At 63.0% G+C, this 14,304-nt stretch carries 13 protein-coding genes; 5 read left to right on the top strand and 8 right to left on the bottom strand.

Annotated elements, in window-relative coordinates:
• Positions 1-3: 3 nt before the first annotated feature.
• The gene (locus FJ977_RS04380) at positions 4-810 is read right to left on the bottom strand and encodes a protein-disulfide reductase DsbD domain-containing protein (protein WP_140768866.1); all 807 of its coding nucleotides are present in this window, start codon (positions 808-810) and stop codon (positions 4-6) included.
• A 172-nt stretch (positions 811-982) separates the two neighbouring features.
• Here FJ977_RS04380 and FJ977_RS04375 point away from each other — a divergent pair, with 172 nt between their 5' ends.
• Positions 983-1,591 (top strand): YqgE/AlgH family protein, encoded by a 609-nt coding sequence (locus FJ977_RS04375; RefSeq protein WP_056563921.1) that lies wholly within the window; start codon positions 983-985, stop codon positions 1,589-1,591.
• 314 nt (positions 1,592-1,905) lie between these two features.
• Here the strand turns inward: FJ977_RS04375 and FJ977_RS04365 are convergent, their stop codons facing one another.
• Genes FJ977_RS04365 through thrC form a run of 4 tightly spaced genes read right to left on the bottom strand, consistent with a single transcriptional unit; the run spans position 1,906 to position 8,113 of the window.
• Positions 1,906-4,794 (bottom strand): EAL domain-containing protein, encoded by a 2,889-nt coding sequence (locus FJ977_RS04365; protein WP_140768862.1) that lies wholly within the window; start codon positions 4,792-4,794, stop codon positions 1,906-1,908.
• A 3-nt stretch (positions 4,795-4,797) separates the two neighbouring features.
• Positions 4,798-5,394, bottom strand: a complete 597-nt coding sequence (locus FJ977_RS04360; protein WP_140768860.1) for a GNAT family protein — start codon at positions 5,392-5,394, stop codon at positions 4,798-4,800.
• Positions 5,395-5,408: 14 nt separating this feature from the next.
• Positions 5,409-6,701, bottom strand: a complete 1,293-nt coding sequence (locus FJ977_RS04355; RefSeq protein WP_140768858.1) for a pitrilysin family protein — start codon at positions 6,699-6,701, stop codon at positions 5,409-5,411.
• A gap of 14 nt (positions 6,702-6,715) precedes the next feature.
• Positions 6,716-8,113: a threonine synthase gene (thrC, locus tag FJ977_RS04350; protein WP_140768856.1), complete on the bottom strand. Its 1,398-nt coding sequence runs from the start codon at positions 8,111-8,113 to the stop codon at positions 6,716-6,718.
• 129 nt (positions 8,114-8,242) lie between these two features.
• Between thrC and FJ977_RS04345 the strand changes: the two genes are divergently transcribed.
• The gene (locus FJ977_RS04345; protein WP_140768854.1) at positions 8,243-8,974 is read left to right on the top strand and encodes a hypothetical protein; all 732 of its coding nucleotides are present in this window, start codon (positions 8,243-8,245) and stop codon (positions 8,972-8,974) included.
• Between the two features lie 42 nt (positions 8,975-9,016).
• Here FJ977_RS04345 and FJ977_RS04340 read toward each other — a convergent pair whose 3' ends face one another.
• Positions 9,017-9,706, bottom strand: a complete 690-nt coding sequence (locus FJ977_RS04340; RefSeq protein ID WP_140768852.1) for an HAD family phosphatase — start codon at positions 9,704-9,706, stop codon at positions 9,017-9,019.
• A 178-nt stretch (positions 9,707-9,884) separates the two neighbouring features.
• Here FJ977_RS04340 and FJ977_RS04335 point away from each other — a divergent pair, with 178 nt between their 5' ends.
• The gene (locus FJ977_RS04335) at positions 9,885-11,018 is read left to right on the top strand and encodes a site-specific DNA-methyltransferase (RefSeq protein ID WP_140768850.1); all 1,134 of its coding nucleotides are present in this window, start codon (positions 9,885-9,887) and stop codon (positions 11,016-11,018) included.
• 65 nt (positions 11,019-11,083) lie between these two features.
• Here the strand turns inward: FJ977_RS04335 and FJ977_RS04330 are convergent, their stop codons facing one another.
• Positions 11,084-11,695 (bottom strand): HAD family phosphatase, encoded by a 612-nt coding sequence (locus FJ977_RS04330; protein WP_140768848.1) that lies wholly within the window; start codon positions 11,693-11,695, stop codon positions 11,084-11,086.
• Positions 11,688-12,827 (bottom strand): A/G-specific adenine glycosylase, encoded by a 1,140-nt coding sequence (gene mutY / locus FJ977_RS04325; RefSeq protein ID WP_140768846.1) that lies wholly within the window; start codon positions 12,825-12,827, stop codon positions 11,688-11,690. Before mutY ends, FJ977_RS04330 begins: the two co-directional genes overlap by 8 nt.
• Positions 12,828-12,882: 55 nt before the next feature.
• On the opposite strand from mutY, the gene FJ977_RS04320 reads away from it, so the two are divergent.
• Both FJ977_RS04320 and FJ977_RS04315 read left to right on the top strand, forming a co-directional pair.
• Positions 12,883-13,392 (top strand): DUF721 domain-containing protein, encoded by a 510-nt coding sequence (locus FJ977_RS04320; protein WP_056563897.1) that lies wholly within the window; start codon positions 12,883-12,885, stop codon positions 13,390-13,392.
• 154 nt (positions 13,393-13,546) lie between these two features.
• Positions 13,547-14,290: a DsbA family protein gene (locus FJ977_RS04315; protein WP_140768844.1), complete on the top strand. Its 744-nt coding sequence runs from the start codon at positions 13,547-13,549 to the stop codon at positions 14,288-14,290.
• Positions 14,291-14,304 lie beyond the last annotated feature (14 nt).

Below are 14,304 nucleotides of genomic sequence, written 5' to 3'. Positions count from 1 at the left end.
GCATCAAGGGAAAGGCAGCAGTCCTTCGACCGCGCCCGCCGAACTCGTCAGCGTATAGTGAAGCCCGCCATCCGTGGGCGTTGTCGACGGACGGTCGAGGATCGGCACGGTGAAGATCAGCTTGCCGTCCTTCTCGCTGCGGGAAGGGGTGCCGAACATATAGTCCCGCTCACCGGCGACGAAGAAATCCGCCGCCTCCGGGTCACCGGGAAAGCTTGCCTCGACAACCAGTGTCTCGTGATCGCCCGGCAGCACGTTGATGCCGAAATCAGGCTTTGCCGGCGCCGGCAGGGCCGTGAAACTCGCCTTCACCAGGGCTGCGTCGTCGGCATTGTCGGGATCGGAAGTGGGGTCGACGGTCAGCCGTGTCTGCACGGGGATGCAGATCGTTTCACAAATGCCGAGAAAGATATCGGCGTCGATGACCGCCGGTTGGTTCGGCGTCGCCAGCGTGAATGTCACGGGCAGCGAAACCGGATAATTGTAGCCGGCCCATTTGCCATAACCATCGTCGTGGCGTTGGGGTGCCGGAAACGAGAGGGTGGCATCGGCGATATTGGTGCTGGCCGAAACGTCGAGTTGCGGCGGCACGCCGGCGTCACCCGGATCGCGCCAATAGGTCTTCCAGCCGGGTTTGAGCGCTATGTCGAGAACGCCCTGGATGCGGCCGGCCTCGTCAGGTTTGCCTGATGTCACCAGCCGCACCTTGCCGCCTTCGCTGTTGTACCAGGCGGATGAGGAAGCGGAGGCGGGGAGGACGGTCGCCGATCCGATGGCGGCGCCGAGCAGCAGGATTTTCAAGCTTTGCATGGCGGTGATTTGATCGTCCGTTCGTGGCGGTGCAATGATTTCATGGTCTTGCCGGCATCATATTTGCGTGACCCCCGGTGGCAAGCCAAGGCCGCACCGGCAACATGGGCTTTGGTCGAATCCGGCGCGGCGCATCTTTTCGGCGCCCGGGAAACACGGTACCCTCCGTGCCATGGATTTGTTGCGCCACAAGAAGACGGCCGCTGGACGCGGCTTCCTCGACGATCAGTTCCTGATTGCCATGCCCGGCATGAAGGACGACCGTTTCACGCGCTCGGTCATCTACATCTGCGCGCACAGCGATGAAGGCGCGATGGGCCTGATCATCAACCAGACACAGCAGATGCTGTTTCCGGACCTTCTTGTGCAACTCGGCATCATGAATGAGCAGGAGGCGATCCGCCTGCCGGCGCAGGCGCGCGATTTCGTCGTGCGCAATGGCGGCCCTGTCGATCGCAGCCGCGGCTTCGTGCTGCATTCCGGCGACTATCGCGTGGAATCGTCGCTGACCGTTTCCGACGACATCTGCCTGACGGCGACGGTCGACATTTTGCGCGCCATATCGTCGGGCCGCGGCCCGCGCCATGCGCTGATGGCACTGGGTTATTCGGGCTGGGGCGCCGGCCAACTGGAAACCGAGATCGCCGAGAATGGCTGGCTGACCTGCCCGGCCAGCCCCGGGCTTCTGTTCGACGCCGATATAGAGCGCAAATACGATCGCATTCTCGCCTCGATCGGCATCGATCTGGCGCACCTCAGCCTCGCCGCCGGACACGCCTGAGTTCGTCGTCGTCGCCAGTTGAGCCTCACCTTCGCAACCTTCGAGATTAGCCGAGGCCTCCCCGACTTCGTCATCCTAGGGCGAAGCAAGGAGCGAAGCGACGCGGCGCAGACCCTAGGATCCATGCCGCGACATCAAGGCGTTGAAAACGGTACAGAATTCTGCGCCGCTGCGCCCTACGATCGAGTTCACGGAATGGATCCTAGGGTCTTCACGACGGAGCTTCGCTCCTGCTTCGCCCTAGGATGACGAAGCGGTATGCATCTCCGCTAATCACTGAGGCTTCCGCTACATGCAAGGGGGGCCTGAATCCATCACGCCTGCGTCAGCGGATACTGCTCCTTCAACGTCTTCAGCACCTGGTCGCCCGGCATCGGCGCGCCGAACATGAAGCTCTGGACGTATTCGCAACCCATCTGGCGCAGTTCCAGCGCGTCGCGCTCGTCCGATATGCCTTCGGCAACCACTGACAGGCCGAGTTCATGCGCCATGTTGACCATGGATTTGAGCAGGACAGCGCGCTTGGGCGTGTTGTCGTCGACAAAGCTCTTGTCGATCTTGATGGTGTCGAACGGGAAACGCGTCAGATAGGCGAGCGAGGAATAGCCAGTGCCGAAATCGTCCAGCGACAGGCCGATGCCGAGCTGCTTCAGCTTGGTCAGCACATGGGCGGTCTGCTCTGGATTGTCCATGACCAGGGACTCGGTGAGTTCGAGCCGGAAGCAGCGTGGCTTCAGATTCGCCCGCGCGATGACCGAGCGGACATCGCTGACCAGGTCGCGGCGGATGAGCTGACGGCTGGACAAATTGACCGAGACCGACAGCGGCGCATCGCCGATCTGATTCTGCCATCCAGCGAGATCCTCGGCCGCCTGCTGCATGGCGAACAGCCCAAGCTGCACGATCAGCCCGCAGCTTTCGGCGACTGGGATGAAGTCCGCCGGCGGGATCATGCCGCGACGCGGATGATCCCAGCGCAGCAAGGCTTCGAAGCCGGCAACGCTGCCATCTTCCAGGCGCACGATCGGTTGGTAGGCCAGCGTGAATTCGCGCCGTTCTATGGCACGCCGCAAATCGGATTCGAATTGCAGCCGGTCGGTTCCGACGGTGCGGAAAGCCGGGCGGAACGGCTCGATCCTGTCGCCGCCAAAACGCTTGGCCTGGTGCATGGCAAGCTCGGCGTCCTTGACCATGTCCTCGGCCGAGGTCTGCGCCGATGTCCAGGTGATCAGGCCGATCGAGGCGGTCAGCACGATCTCGCGCTTGGCGAAGGTGATCGGGTTGTTGATCGCATGCTTGATGGCATCCGCCACGCCGGCGATGCGGGCGGGGTCCTGTTCGGACAAAAGCATCAGCGCGAACTGATCGCCGGCGAAGCGCGACAGTGAATCCTTCGGCTTGAGCAGCCGGTGCAGGCGGCGCGCTATGGTGAGCAGGATGGTGTCGCCGGCCGAGATGCCGAGCCCGTCATTGACCTGCTTGAAGCGGTCTATGTCGATGACGAAGACGGTCGGACGCACTTTCTCTTCGGTGCGGGCGATCGAGATGATCGCTTCCAGCCGGTTCATGAACAATTCGCGGTTCGGCAGACCGGTCAGGTTGTCGTGCACGGCGTCGTGCAGCAGCCGCTCCTCGGATTTCTTCTGCTCGGTGACGTCGACCATGGTGCCGACGCAGCGTATGACCTCGCCGTCCGATCCGATGACGGGGCGGGCGCGCAGGGCGAACCAGTGGTAATGTCCGTCGGCCCCGCGCAGACGGAAATTCTGCGCCACCCGGCCACGGCGATGCTCCAGCACCACGTCGAGCGTCGTGCGGAACGTGTCGCGGTCGTCGGCGTGCAGCACCGGCAGCCAGTTGCGCGCCGCACCCCCCAGGCTGTTGGGCGCCAGGCCGAGCTGGATGCTGACATCGGGCTTGGTGACCACGCGGTCGCGCAGAACGTCCCAGTCCCACACCGTGTCGCCCGACCCGGCAACCGCCAGCGCCTGGCGTTCGAGGTCGGAGAACAGTCCCTGATGCAGCGCACCGCCGGCAAAGGCGTGCTGCATGACGGTGAAGCCGATCAACAGGATGATCAGGATCAGCCCGCCGCCGAGCGCCGGCTGGGCGATGTCGTTGTCGAGCATGCCGGTGATCGCCATCCACGACCCGCATAGCCACAACAGCACCATGACCCAACTGGGCACCAGCATGATCGCGCGATCATAGCCGCGTATCCCGAGGAAGATGATCAGCCCGAGCCCGGTCAACGCGGTGGCGGCAAAGGAGATACGGGCGATGCCGGCGGCGACCGCCGGATCCACGATGGCGACACCGGCGATCAAGAGCAGCCCAAGGATCCAGACCAGGGCGCCATAGCTGAAATGGCCGTGCCATCTGTTGAGGTTGAGATAGGCGAACAGGAACACCACGAAGGTTGCCGCAAGCGCCACCTCCGTTCCAGCTCGCCACATCTGCTCATTGCCGGGCGAAATCTCGATGACCTTGTTGAGGAAGCCGAAATCGACGCAGATATAGGCAAGCACCGCCCAGGCAAGGGCTGCGGTCGCCGGGAACATGGAGGTCCCCTTGACCACGAAAAGGATGGTCAGGAACAGTGCCAGCAGACCGGCGATGCCGATGACGATGCCGCGAAACAGCGTATAGGAGTTGACCGAGTCCTTGTAGGCTTCCGGCTCCCAGAGATACACCTGCGGCAGCTTGGGCGAGGCGAGCTCGGCGATGAAGGTGATCACCGTTCCCGGGTTCAGCGTCACCCGGAACACATCGGCGTCGGGGCTGGTCTGGCGGTCGAGCGCGAAGCCCTCGCTGGGCGTGATGGCGGCAATGCGGGTGGCGCCAAGATCGGGCCAGAAGATGCCGGAATTGACCAAGCGGAAATGCGGCGCCACGATCAGCCTGTCGAGCTGCTGGTCGGTGGTGTTGGCCAGCGCGAACACCGCCCAGTCGCCGGTCGAGCGCGCGTCATTGGCCTCGACCTCGATGCGCCGCACGATGCCGTCTGGCCCGGGCGCCGTCGACACCTGGAAGTTCTCACCCTGGTTGCGGTAGATTTCGAAGGCGCGCGACAGGTCGAGCGCGACGTCGTCGCGGGCAATCTTGATCGGTTCGACGGCAAAGGCCGACGATGCCGCGCACAGCGTCAGGATTGCCGCGAGGACAAAGGCGAACAGCGGCCCGTTGCGCAGGAAATTCGTCAAAAATCAGTCCTTCGTTCCAGCGCTCAGCGGATCGTCCGCGATCCGGGCGTAGAGGTAGTGGTCCTGCCAGATGCCGTTGATCCTGAGATAGGATCTTAAGAGTCCTTCGCGCCGGAATCCGGCTTTTTCAAGCACGCGGACCGACCGGATATTGTCGGGAATACAGGCCGCTTCGATCCGGTGCAACCTCAGCGTATCGAAGGCAAAGCGGGCCACGACCTTGACCGCGTCGGTCATCAGCCCGCGGCCGCCGAAGCGCTCGCCGATCCAGTAGCCGACATGGCCGCTTTGCGAGACACCGTGGCGTATGTTGCCGAGCGTGATTCCGCCGGCCAGCTTGCCGCTCGACTTCTCGAAGATGAAGAAGGCGATCGCGGTCCCTTGTGCATAGTCCTCGCGGTAGCGGGAGATGCGCAGGCGCCATGCCGTGCGGTCGAGTTCGTCGGGCGTCCAGCGCGGCTCCCACGGCTCCAGGAATGCCCGGCTTTCGCCGCGCAACGTCGACCATTCACGGTAGTCATTGGTGTATGGAACGCGAAGCGTAACGAGGTTACCCTTCAGCGCCGGCAGGTCACGGCGAAAGAAAGGGAGCGCGAACACGACGCTTTGGGGACTTAGACGGCGAGCCTGCGGGCCGTGGTCTGGGTGCCCGGAAGCGAATCGAGAATCGCCTCATATGGCGCCAGCGTACCCACGGGCCCGACAGCGGTAAGCGTCGGCTTGGTCGAGAACATCCGCGACGACAGGTCGGTCAGCCGCTCCACCGTCAGCGCCGAGAGGCGCTCCATCAATTCCTCCTTGGCGATCGGCCTGCCGAACAAGAGCAGTTGCCGCGCGATCTGCGAGGCACGGCTGGCCGGGCTTTCCGCCGACATGATCAGCCCGGCGCGATACTGGGCGCGCGCCCGGTCGAGTTCTTCCTGCAGAATGCTCTCTCCGGCCTTCTGCAGTTCGTCGATGATGACAGGTACCAGTTCGGCAATGTCGCTCTGGCCGGTCGCGGCGTGGACGCCGAATATGCCGGTGTCGGAAAAGCCCCAGTGGAAAGCATAGACCGAGTAGCAGAGGCCACGTTTCTCGCGGACTTCCTGGAACAGGCGCGACGACATGCCGCCGCCGAGGATCATCGACAGCACCTGCGAGGCGTAGAAGTCGCGCACATGGTAGGCGCGGCCCTCGAAGCCCAGCACGATCTGCGCGTCCATCAGGTCGCGGTCCTCGCGGAAATCGCCGCCGACATATTGCGCATATTGCGGGATGGTGCTGTCGGCCTTGCTGCGAAAGCCGCCGAGCTGCTTCTCGACCTCGCGCACGAAATTGTCGTGCTTGATGTCGCCTGCGGCCACGATCACCATCCGCTCGGCGCCATATTGGCGTTCGATGAAGTCGTGCAACTGCTTGGAAGTGAAGGATTTGACGGTTTCTGGCGTGCCCAGGATAGAGCGGCCGATTGTCTGGTGGCGAAAGGCCGTCTCGGTGAAACGGTCGAAGACGATATCGTCTGGCGTGTCGTGCGCGGCGCCGATCTCCTGCAGGATCACATGCTGCTCGCGTTCGAGTTCCTGCGGGTCGAATTCGGACTCCTGCAGGATGTCGGCAAGGATGTCGACCGCCAGCGGCACGTCGTCGGACAGCACCCTGGCGTAATAGGACGTGGTCTCGACGCTGGTGGCGGCGTTGATCTCGCCGCCGACATCCTCGATTTCCGAAGCGATTTCGAAGGCCGTCCGCCGCTTCGTGCCCTTGAACGCCATATGCTCGAGCAGATGGGCCATGCCATGCTCTTCGTCGCGTTCATTGCGGGCGCCGGACTTGACCCAGGCACCCAAGGCAACCGATTCGATACTTGGAAGGGTTTCGGTGGCGACTGTCAGGCCGTTCGACAGACGGCTTACCTCAACACCCATATGGCTCGTACTCCCTAACGCGCCGCCCGCGCGCGGCGACTGACGTAATCTTCCACCATTTTCAGGTCGGATGGAAGTACCGTGTATTTTTCCTCAAATGTCATCAATCCCCCTAGCCATGCGGGCAGGGCGGGCGAGACGCCGCTGGCGGCCTCGACGGCGGCCGGAAATTTCGCCGGATGGGCGGTGCCCAGCACCACCATCGGCACGGCGCCCGATGCTTTGCCGACCGCGACATGCATAGCCGCGGCGGTATGCGGATCCAGAAGATAGTTGCTGGCCGCGAGCGTCGAGCGGATGGTGGCGGCGACCTCGTCCATTGTGGCACGGTCGGCGTCGAATTCGGACCGCATCCCATTGATTTCGCGGGCTTCAATGGTGAAGGCGCCGGACTGCTTCAGGCCATCCATGTAGCGCCGCACGGTCGCCGCGTCACGGTTCGAGGCCTCGAACAGCAGGCGTTCGAAATTCGACGACACCTGGATATCCATCGATGGCGAGGTGGTGGCGAAGACGCCCTTGGTGCGGTATTCGCCGGTGGCGAAGGTGCGGGCCAAGATGTCGTTGTCGTTGGTGGCGATGACCAGCCGTTCGATCGGCAGGCCCATCTTCTTGGCGGCATAGCCGGCAAAGATATCGCCGAAATTGCCGGTCGGCACCGTGAACGACACCGGCCTGTCCGGTGCGCCGAGCGACAGGGCCGAGGAGAAATAGTAGACGATCTGGGCCATGATGCGCGCCCAGTTGATCGAGTTGACCCCCGACAGCGCCACCCGGTCGCGGAAAGCGTGGTCGTTGAACATGTCCTTGAGCAGGCCCTGGCAGTCGTCGAAATTGCCTTCGATCGCCAGCGCATGGACGTTTTCAGCCTTCGACGTCGTCATCTGCCGCTGCTGCACCGGCGAAACGCGGCCATGCGGGAAAAGGATGAAGATGTCGGTCCGGCTGCGCCCGGCAAAGGCGTCGATGGCCGCGCCGCCGGTGTCGCCTGAAGTGGCGCCGACGATGGTGGCATGCTGGTCGCGTTCGGCAAGCACATGGTCCATCAGCCGGGCGAGCAACTGCATCGCCACGTCCTTGAACGCCAGCGTCGGCCCATGGAAGAGTTCGAGGACAAACGTGTTGGGGCCGGTCTGGACCAGCGGGCAGACCGCTTCGTGGCGGAAGGTGGCATAGGCTTCACGCACCAGGCGTTCGAAGACCGGCGCTGCGATCTCGCCGCCAAGGAACGGCGTCAGCACGCGTATGGCAAGGTCGGGATAGGCAAGGCCTCGCATGGCACGGATGTCGGCCGCCGAGAAATGCGGCCACTCGCGTGGTACGTAGAGCCCGCCATCGCGGGCCAGGCCAGCCAGCACGGCATCGGAAAATCCAAGCGCGGGCGCCTCGCCGCGCGTACTCACATATTGCATGTCTCAGTCCCGTTGCTGCTCGGCTCTTCCGTTCACCACAAGGTGGTTAATTTCTGTGCCGGCTCCAGTCGCATTTTTGCCGCGCCGTTGATATACGTCACCAGCTTTACGAGAGGGAAGTGCAGTTTCATGGCGTTTCGTACATCACGTGGCCGCTTTTTGGCGGGTCTTGCGCTCACCGGCTTTATGCTCGCCGCCGCCGGCTGCCAATCGGGCGACAATGGCATCCTTGACCTCGGCTTCGGCAAGAAGAAGGACCCGGCAGCGCCACCGCCGCCGCAGGATCCCAAGGTCCTGGCCAGCCAGTTGAACGCCTATTGCCCGAGGGTGACGGTGCGCGACGGTACGGCCTTCTTCAACACCTATGCCAACGAGGTCAAGAAGGCCAAGCCCAAAGTCAAGAAGACAGGCGACGCCGCGGCGGATGCCGCTGCCCAGGCTGCTGCCGACGCCGCTGCTGCCACTCCGCCCGACGATTCGGCGAGGATCATTTACCAGGCGTCGATTGCCGACGTGACCCGCGACTGCAGCCGATCCGACGGGCAGATGACGATGAAGATAGCGGTCGCCGGCAAGATCGTGCCGGGACCCAAGTTCTCGCCCGGCACCATCACCATGCCGATCCGCACCGCGGTGATGCACGGCACCGACGTGCTCTACTCGCAGATCCACCAGTATCAGGTCCAGGTCACCGATCCCTCGGTCGCCACCCAGTTCGTCTTCACCGATTCCAATATCGTGGTGCCGGCGCCGACGGCGCAGGACTATCAGGCCTATGCCGGCTATGACGAAACCGCGCCGAAGGGGACGACCGACAAGCCGAAGAAGACCCACAGGAAGAAGGCCGCCGCGACGAACTGAGCGGCCATGGACACAGCGTGCGTCCATCTTGGCGCCCGCGTCTCAGGCGTCAGCCGACCATTCCGATAGGGCCGCGATCACGCTTTTCAGCTCCGCCCAGCGGCGAATGACCGTCTCGGCGCCGGCCTCTGTCAGCGCGTCGGCATGGCCGGGATAGCTGTGGCTGGCGCCGGTGAAGCCGATCACGCGCATGCCGGCAGCCCTGCCGCCGGTGACGCCGTGCACGGAATCCTCGATGACGAAGGTGTTCGCCGGATTCGCGCCGAGTTTTTCCGCCGCGAGCAGGAACACGTCCGGCGCGGGCTTGGTCTTTTTGCTCGGTATCTCCAGCGCCGAGAAGATACGGCCGGCGAAAAACGGCAGCAGATGCACCTTCTCCAGCATGAATTCGATCCGCTCCGAACGTGAGTTGGAGCAGATGCAGCGCTGTGTCGTGACCGAGGCTACCGCCTCGCGCACGCCCTCGATGGCGCGGACGTCGCTTCGCAGTTTGCGGTCGACCAGATCCTCGGCGCGATCGATCAGCGACGCCTGGAACGGGATCTTGGACTTCTCCTCGATCCGCATCAGGATGTCCTTGAACGTCAGCCCCGCATAGGTCTCCGCGATCTCCTCGGCCGAGATCTCGTATCCGGCCAGGGTTATCAACTCCGCCTCGACCCGCGCGGCGATGATTTCGGAATCGACGAGCACGCCGTCGCAATCGAAGATGACAAGGTCTGGCTGGGGCATGGTGATCCGGAACAAGGAGGGTGGAGGAATAGCCTCTCGGGCTCAAGCGGCGCGGCATACACCAATGGCCCGGCCTTCGCAAACCTGACGGACGATCGGCGCCGGCCTTCACCGAATATTTACGCTGATCGGTAACCATAACGGGGAGTAAACAGTAACGCGTGCCTTGGGTGTAAAAATGTCTGCCGTGCGTCTTCTCGACGAGCTTTCCCTTGCCCCCCAGCAATCCGAATGGCTGGACACGATCCTGAAAGGCGACTGCGTCGCGGCCCTTGACCGCCTGCCGGAAAAATCGGTCGACGTCATCTTCGCTGATCCGCCCTACAACCTGCAGCTCGACGGCGACCTGCATCGCCCCGATCAGTCCAAGGTCAACGCGGTCGACGACGAGTGGGACCAGTTCGAGAGTTTTGAAGCCTACGACGCTTTCACCCGCGCCTGGTTGCTGGCGGCGCGGCGAGTGCTGAAGCCCAACGGCACGATCTGGGTCATTGGCTCCTACCACAACATCTTCCGGGTCGGCGCCAAGATGCAGGATCTGGGGTTCTGGATCCTCAACGACGTGGTCTGGCGCAAGACCAATCCGATGCCGAATTTCCGCGGTCGCCGCTTCCAGAACGCCCATGAGACGATGATCTGGGCTTCGCGTGACCAGAAGGGCAAGGGCTACACCTTCAACTATGAAGCGTTGAAGGCGTCCAACGACGATGTCCAGATGCGCTCCGACTGGCTGTTCCCGATCTGCACCGGCGGCGAGCGGCTGAAGAATGACAATGGCGACAAGCTGCACCCGACACAGAAGCCTGAAGCCCTGCTGGCCCGCATCATGATGGCCTCCACCAAGCCCGGCGACATCGTGCTCGATCCTTTCTTCGGCTCCGGCACGACAGGCGCGGTTGCCAAGCGTCTCGGGCGCCATTTCGTCGGCATCGAGCGCGAGCAGGCCTATATCGACGCCGCCAACGAGCGCATCGATGCCGTGCGGCCGCTGCAGGATGCCGATCTGACGGTCTTGACCGGCAAGCGCGCCGAGCCGCGCGTTGCCTTCGTCAGCCTGATCGACACCGGGCTGGTGACGCCGGGCGCCACCCTCTACGACGCCAAGAAGCGCTGGGCGGCCAAGGTGCGTGCCGACGGCACGGTGGCGATCGGCGACAGCGCCGGCTCGATCCACAAGATCGGCGCCGAAGTGCAGGGACTGGATGCCTGCAACGGCTGGACCTTCTGGCACTATGAGCGCAGCGGCGGGCTCACCCCGATCGACGAACTGCGCCGCATTGCCCGCCTCGGCATGGAGCGGGCAGGGGGTTGACCCCCTGCCAATTGCTGCTTTCACGTTGATTCAGGATCTGAGCGGATCGCCGCAAGCGATTCAGATCACGCCTTGATTCCGAAGCGTTCAAGATCCGCTTTAAGCGTCTTGGCATCGGTGAACAGCACCGATTGCCAGCCCGCCGCCCGGGCGCCGTCGACATTCTTCTGGCTGTCGTCGATGAACAGCGTCGCCGATGGTTTGAGCCCGAACGCAGCCACGTGATGGTCGTAAATGTCGCGATCCGGTTTGATCTTGCCGATCTCGCCGGAGATGGTCACCCCACGTGGACGATCCAGGAAATCGAAGCGTTCGCGGGCTTCGGCCAAAGTGTCGGAGGCGAAGTTGGTCAGCATGGTCACATCATGGCCGCGCTCGATCAGGCCCAGCATGATGGCGACGCTGTCGTCATAGGCATGCGGCACCATTTCGTGCCAATGGCGGCGGAAATTGCGGATGTTTTCCGAATGATCTGGGTGCTCCGCGATCAGCAGCGCCTCGGCCTCTTCCCAGCTTCGTCCGCGATCCTGCTCGATGTTCCAGTCATGCGTGCAGACATTGTCGAAGAACCACTGTCTCTCTTCGGCATCGGGAATGAGGCGACTGAACGGGATGTTTGGATCGTAATGGATCAGCACACGGCCGATGTCGAAAACGATGTGGCGGATTTCAGTCATGGGGCCTCTTTGCACTGAGCGGTGACGGCTTTTTCGTCGCGCCGGGTATCGCAGCCTCGATTGCCTTTTTCATGACAGTGGGCAGCGCCTCTCCGGCAATCTCATGGGCGGGTGACCAGAAACACCCTGCCGGCGCATCACCTTTTATGTTGGCGCGAAAGACGTCGAGCTCGAGCGCGAAATGGGTGAAGACATGCGTGATTGTCCCGGCACGCCGCCAGTCGCCGGAAAAGGGCGCTGCTGCCGGTGTGGTGGCCCCATCCACCCGCGCCGTCCAGGCCGTGGTCGGCACCTCGGTCATGCCGCCGAGCAAACCTTTCTCGGGCCGTTTGCGCAGAAGAATGGCACCGTCCTCACGCACGGCCACGAAAGCAGCGCCTCGCCGCAGCGGCTTGTCGGCTTTCGGCAGCCGCACCGGGAAGTTTTCGGGATCGCCTGAAACGACGGCGCTGCAGTCCTCGCGCAGCGGGCACAGCATGCAGCGCGGCCGGCGCGGCGTGCAGATCGTTGCGCCAAGGTCCATCATCGCCTGGGCGAAGTCGCCCGGTCTTGTCCGCGGCAGCAGGCGCTCGACATGGGCACGTATCTCTGACTTGGCTTCGCTGAGAGGCGTCGTGATCGAAAACAGCCTCGAGATGACGCGTTCGACATTGCCGTCGACGACGGCAGCAGGGCGGTCGAAGGCGATCGCCGTGATGGCCGCCGAGGTATAGGCGCCGATGCCGGGCAGGTCCCTCAACGCAGCCTCGGTGTCGGGAAACCGGCCGCCGCGCGCCGCCACCAGATCGGCGCAAGCCTTGAGATTGCGTGCGCGGGAATAGTAGCCGAGCCCCGCCCAGGCTTTCATGACGTCCTCGGTTGGTGCCGAGGCCAGCGCCTCGACATCTGGCCATTTCTCGACAAAAGCGCGGAAATAGGATTTCACCGCCTCGACGGTGGTCTGCTGCAGCATGACTTCGGACAGCCAGATGCGGTAGGGATCCGGCCGCACGCCGCGTGCATGCTCGCGCGGCGTCACGCGCCACGGCAGTTCGCGGTGGTGCACGTCGTACCAGGCAAGCAGCCGAGAGGCGGCATCGCCTGATACTGCCCCGTGAGTCTGGGCCTTGCGGGTCTGGTCTGCTGGTGCCATTGATCTTGTGTTGGCCTGGCCGATATCGGGTGAGGTCGTGGCTGGAGAAACGCACATGGCAGGGAAAAGGCGCTTCGGCAATCCTGTTCCGGTGAGCGATCTCGCCACCGAGATCCTCGATCCGGTGCTGCGCAAAAGGGCAGGCATCTCGATCGGTCTCGTCCAGTCCTGGGAAGAGATCGCCGGACCGCGCCTTGCCAGCCGCTCGCGGCCCGAGAAGATCCAGTGGCCGCGTCGCCTGCACGAGGACGATCCGTTCGAGCCGGCGGTGCTGGTTATCGCCTGCGAGGGGATGGCAGCGCTTCATCTGCAGCATGAGACCGGCGAGATCATCAACCGGGTCAACGCCTTCCTCGGCTTTACGGCAATAGGCCGCATCAGGATCGTGCAAAAACCGGTGACGTCGGACAAAGGACGGCCTAAACCCAGCTTCAGGCCCTTGACGGCGGCGGAGAAGACGAAATTGTCCAGCACGGTCGAACTGATCGAGGATGAAGGGTTGCGCGCCTCACTGGAAAGGCTTGGCGCAACCATCCTGGGTGAAAGGAAGTCAAAAACCCCTTGAAGACAGTCATGGATTTGTCGTCAACATCTCGCATTCGTGATCGCCTTTGTCAGGTTCCGCGATTGGATTGGGGATGGAGATGCCTTAATTCGCGCCAACTCTCGCCTTTTCGTGCCTTTGCATTGCAAAATCCAACCCTTGTCAGGTGATTCGTATGAACCGTCCTTCGTTCGGCAAAAGTCTGTCTCGCAGAAACGTCCTGTCATCGCTGGCCGCAATCCCGGCGGTTGCCCTGCTCGCTGCCTGCAGTGACTCCGGCGAAGAGGCCAAGGCGGCGGATGTGAAGCCTGCTGATCCGGCCGCACCCGCAAAGCCGGCAACACCGGCCGCGGTCCAGGTGCCGGAAGCGCAGGGCACCGTCGACATGGCCGAATTGCTGAAGCCGGGCGCGCTGCCCGACAAGCAGCTCGGCAAGGATGACGCGAAAGTCACCATCGTCGAATACGCCTCGATGACCTGCCCGCATTGCGCGCATTTCGCCGAGACCACCTTCCCGGATCTGAAGACCAAGTACATCGACACCGGCAAGGCGCGTTATATCCTGCGCGAATTCCCGTTCGATCCGAGCGCGGAAGCCGGTTTCATGCTGGCGCGCTGCGCCAAGGATAACTATTTCCCGATGGTCGACGTGCTGTTCCGGCAGCAGGCGAACTGGGTTGGCGTATCGAACACCAAGGATGCGCTGCTGCAAATCTCGAAGCTCGCCGGTTTTACACAGGAGTCCTTCGAGGCCTGCTTGACGGACCAGAAACTTCTGGACGATGTGAGATCGGTCCAGAAGCGCGGCGCCAATGAATTCAAGGTCGACTCGACACCGACCTTCTTCATCAACGGTAAGACCTACAAAGGGGCGATGTCGATTGAGGAAATGTCGGCCATCATCGACCCTCTGCTCTGACATCAGGTCAGCGC

The sequence above is a fragment of the Mesorhizobium sp. B2-1-3A genome (assembly GCF_006442655.1).
GTDB lineage: Bacteria > Pseudomonadota > Alphaproteobacteria > Rhizobiales > Rhizobiaceae > Mesorhizobium.
The sequence above is the reverse complement of the archived record's forward strand: the minus strand, read 5'-3'. Positions and strand labels throughout refer to the sequence as shown.

What these genes read in the sequence shown, in the direction of transcription:
- FJ977_RS04380 (WP_140768866.1), bottom strand. Translation starts at nt 810, where the DNA reads ATGCAAAGCTTGAAAATCCTGCTGCTCGGCGCCGCCATCGGATCGGCG.
- FJ977_RS04375 (WP_056563921.1), top strand. Translation starts at nt 983, where the DNA reads ATGGATTTGTTGCGCCACAAGAAGACGGCCGCTGGACGCGGCTTCCTC.
- FJ977_RS04355 (WP_140768858.1), bottom strand. Translation starts at nt 6,701, where the DNA reads ATGGGTGTTGAGGTAAGCCGTCTGTCGAACGGCCTGACAGTCGCCACC.
- thrC (WP_140768856.1), bottom strand. Translation starts at nt 8,113, where the DNA reads ATGCAATATGTGAGTACGCGCGGCGAGGCGCCCGCGCTTGGATTTTCC.
- FJ977_RS04345 (WP_140768854.1), top strand. Translation starts at nt 8,243, where the DNA reads ATGGCGTTTCGTACATCACGTGGCCGCTTTTTGGCGGGTCTTGCGCTC.
- FJ977_RS04340 (WP_140768852.1), bottom strand. Translation starts at nt 9,706, where the DNA reads ATGCCCCAGCCAGACCTTGTCATCTTCGATTGCGACGGCGTGCTCGTC.
- FJ977_RS04335 (WP_140768850.1), top strand. Translation starts at nt 9,885, where the DNA reads ATGTCTGCCGTGCGTCTTCTCGACGAGCTTTCCCTTGCCCCCCAGCAA.
- FJ977_RS04330 (WP_140768848.1), bottom strand. Translation starts at nt 11,695, where the DNA reads ATGACTGAAATCCGCCACATCGTTTTCGACATCGGCCGTGTGCTGATC.
- mutY (WP_140768846.1), bottom strand. Translation starts at nt 12,827, where the DNA reads ATGGCACCAGCAGACCAGACCCGCAAGGCCCAGACTCACGGGGCAGTA.
- FJ977_RS04320 (WP_056563897.1), top strand. Translation starts at nt 12,883, where the DNA reads ATGGCAGGGAAAAGGCGCTTCGGCAATCCTGTTCCGGTGAGCGATCTC.
- FJ977_RS04315 (WP_140768844.1), top strand. Translation starts at nt 13,547, where the DNA reads ATGAACCGTCCTTCGTTCGGCAAAAGTCTGTCTCGCAGAAACGTCCTG.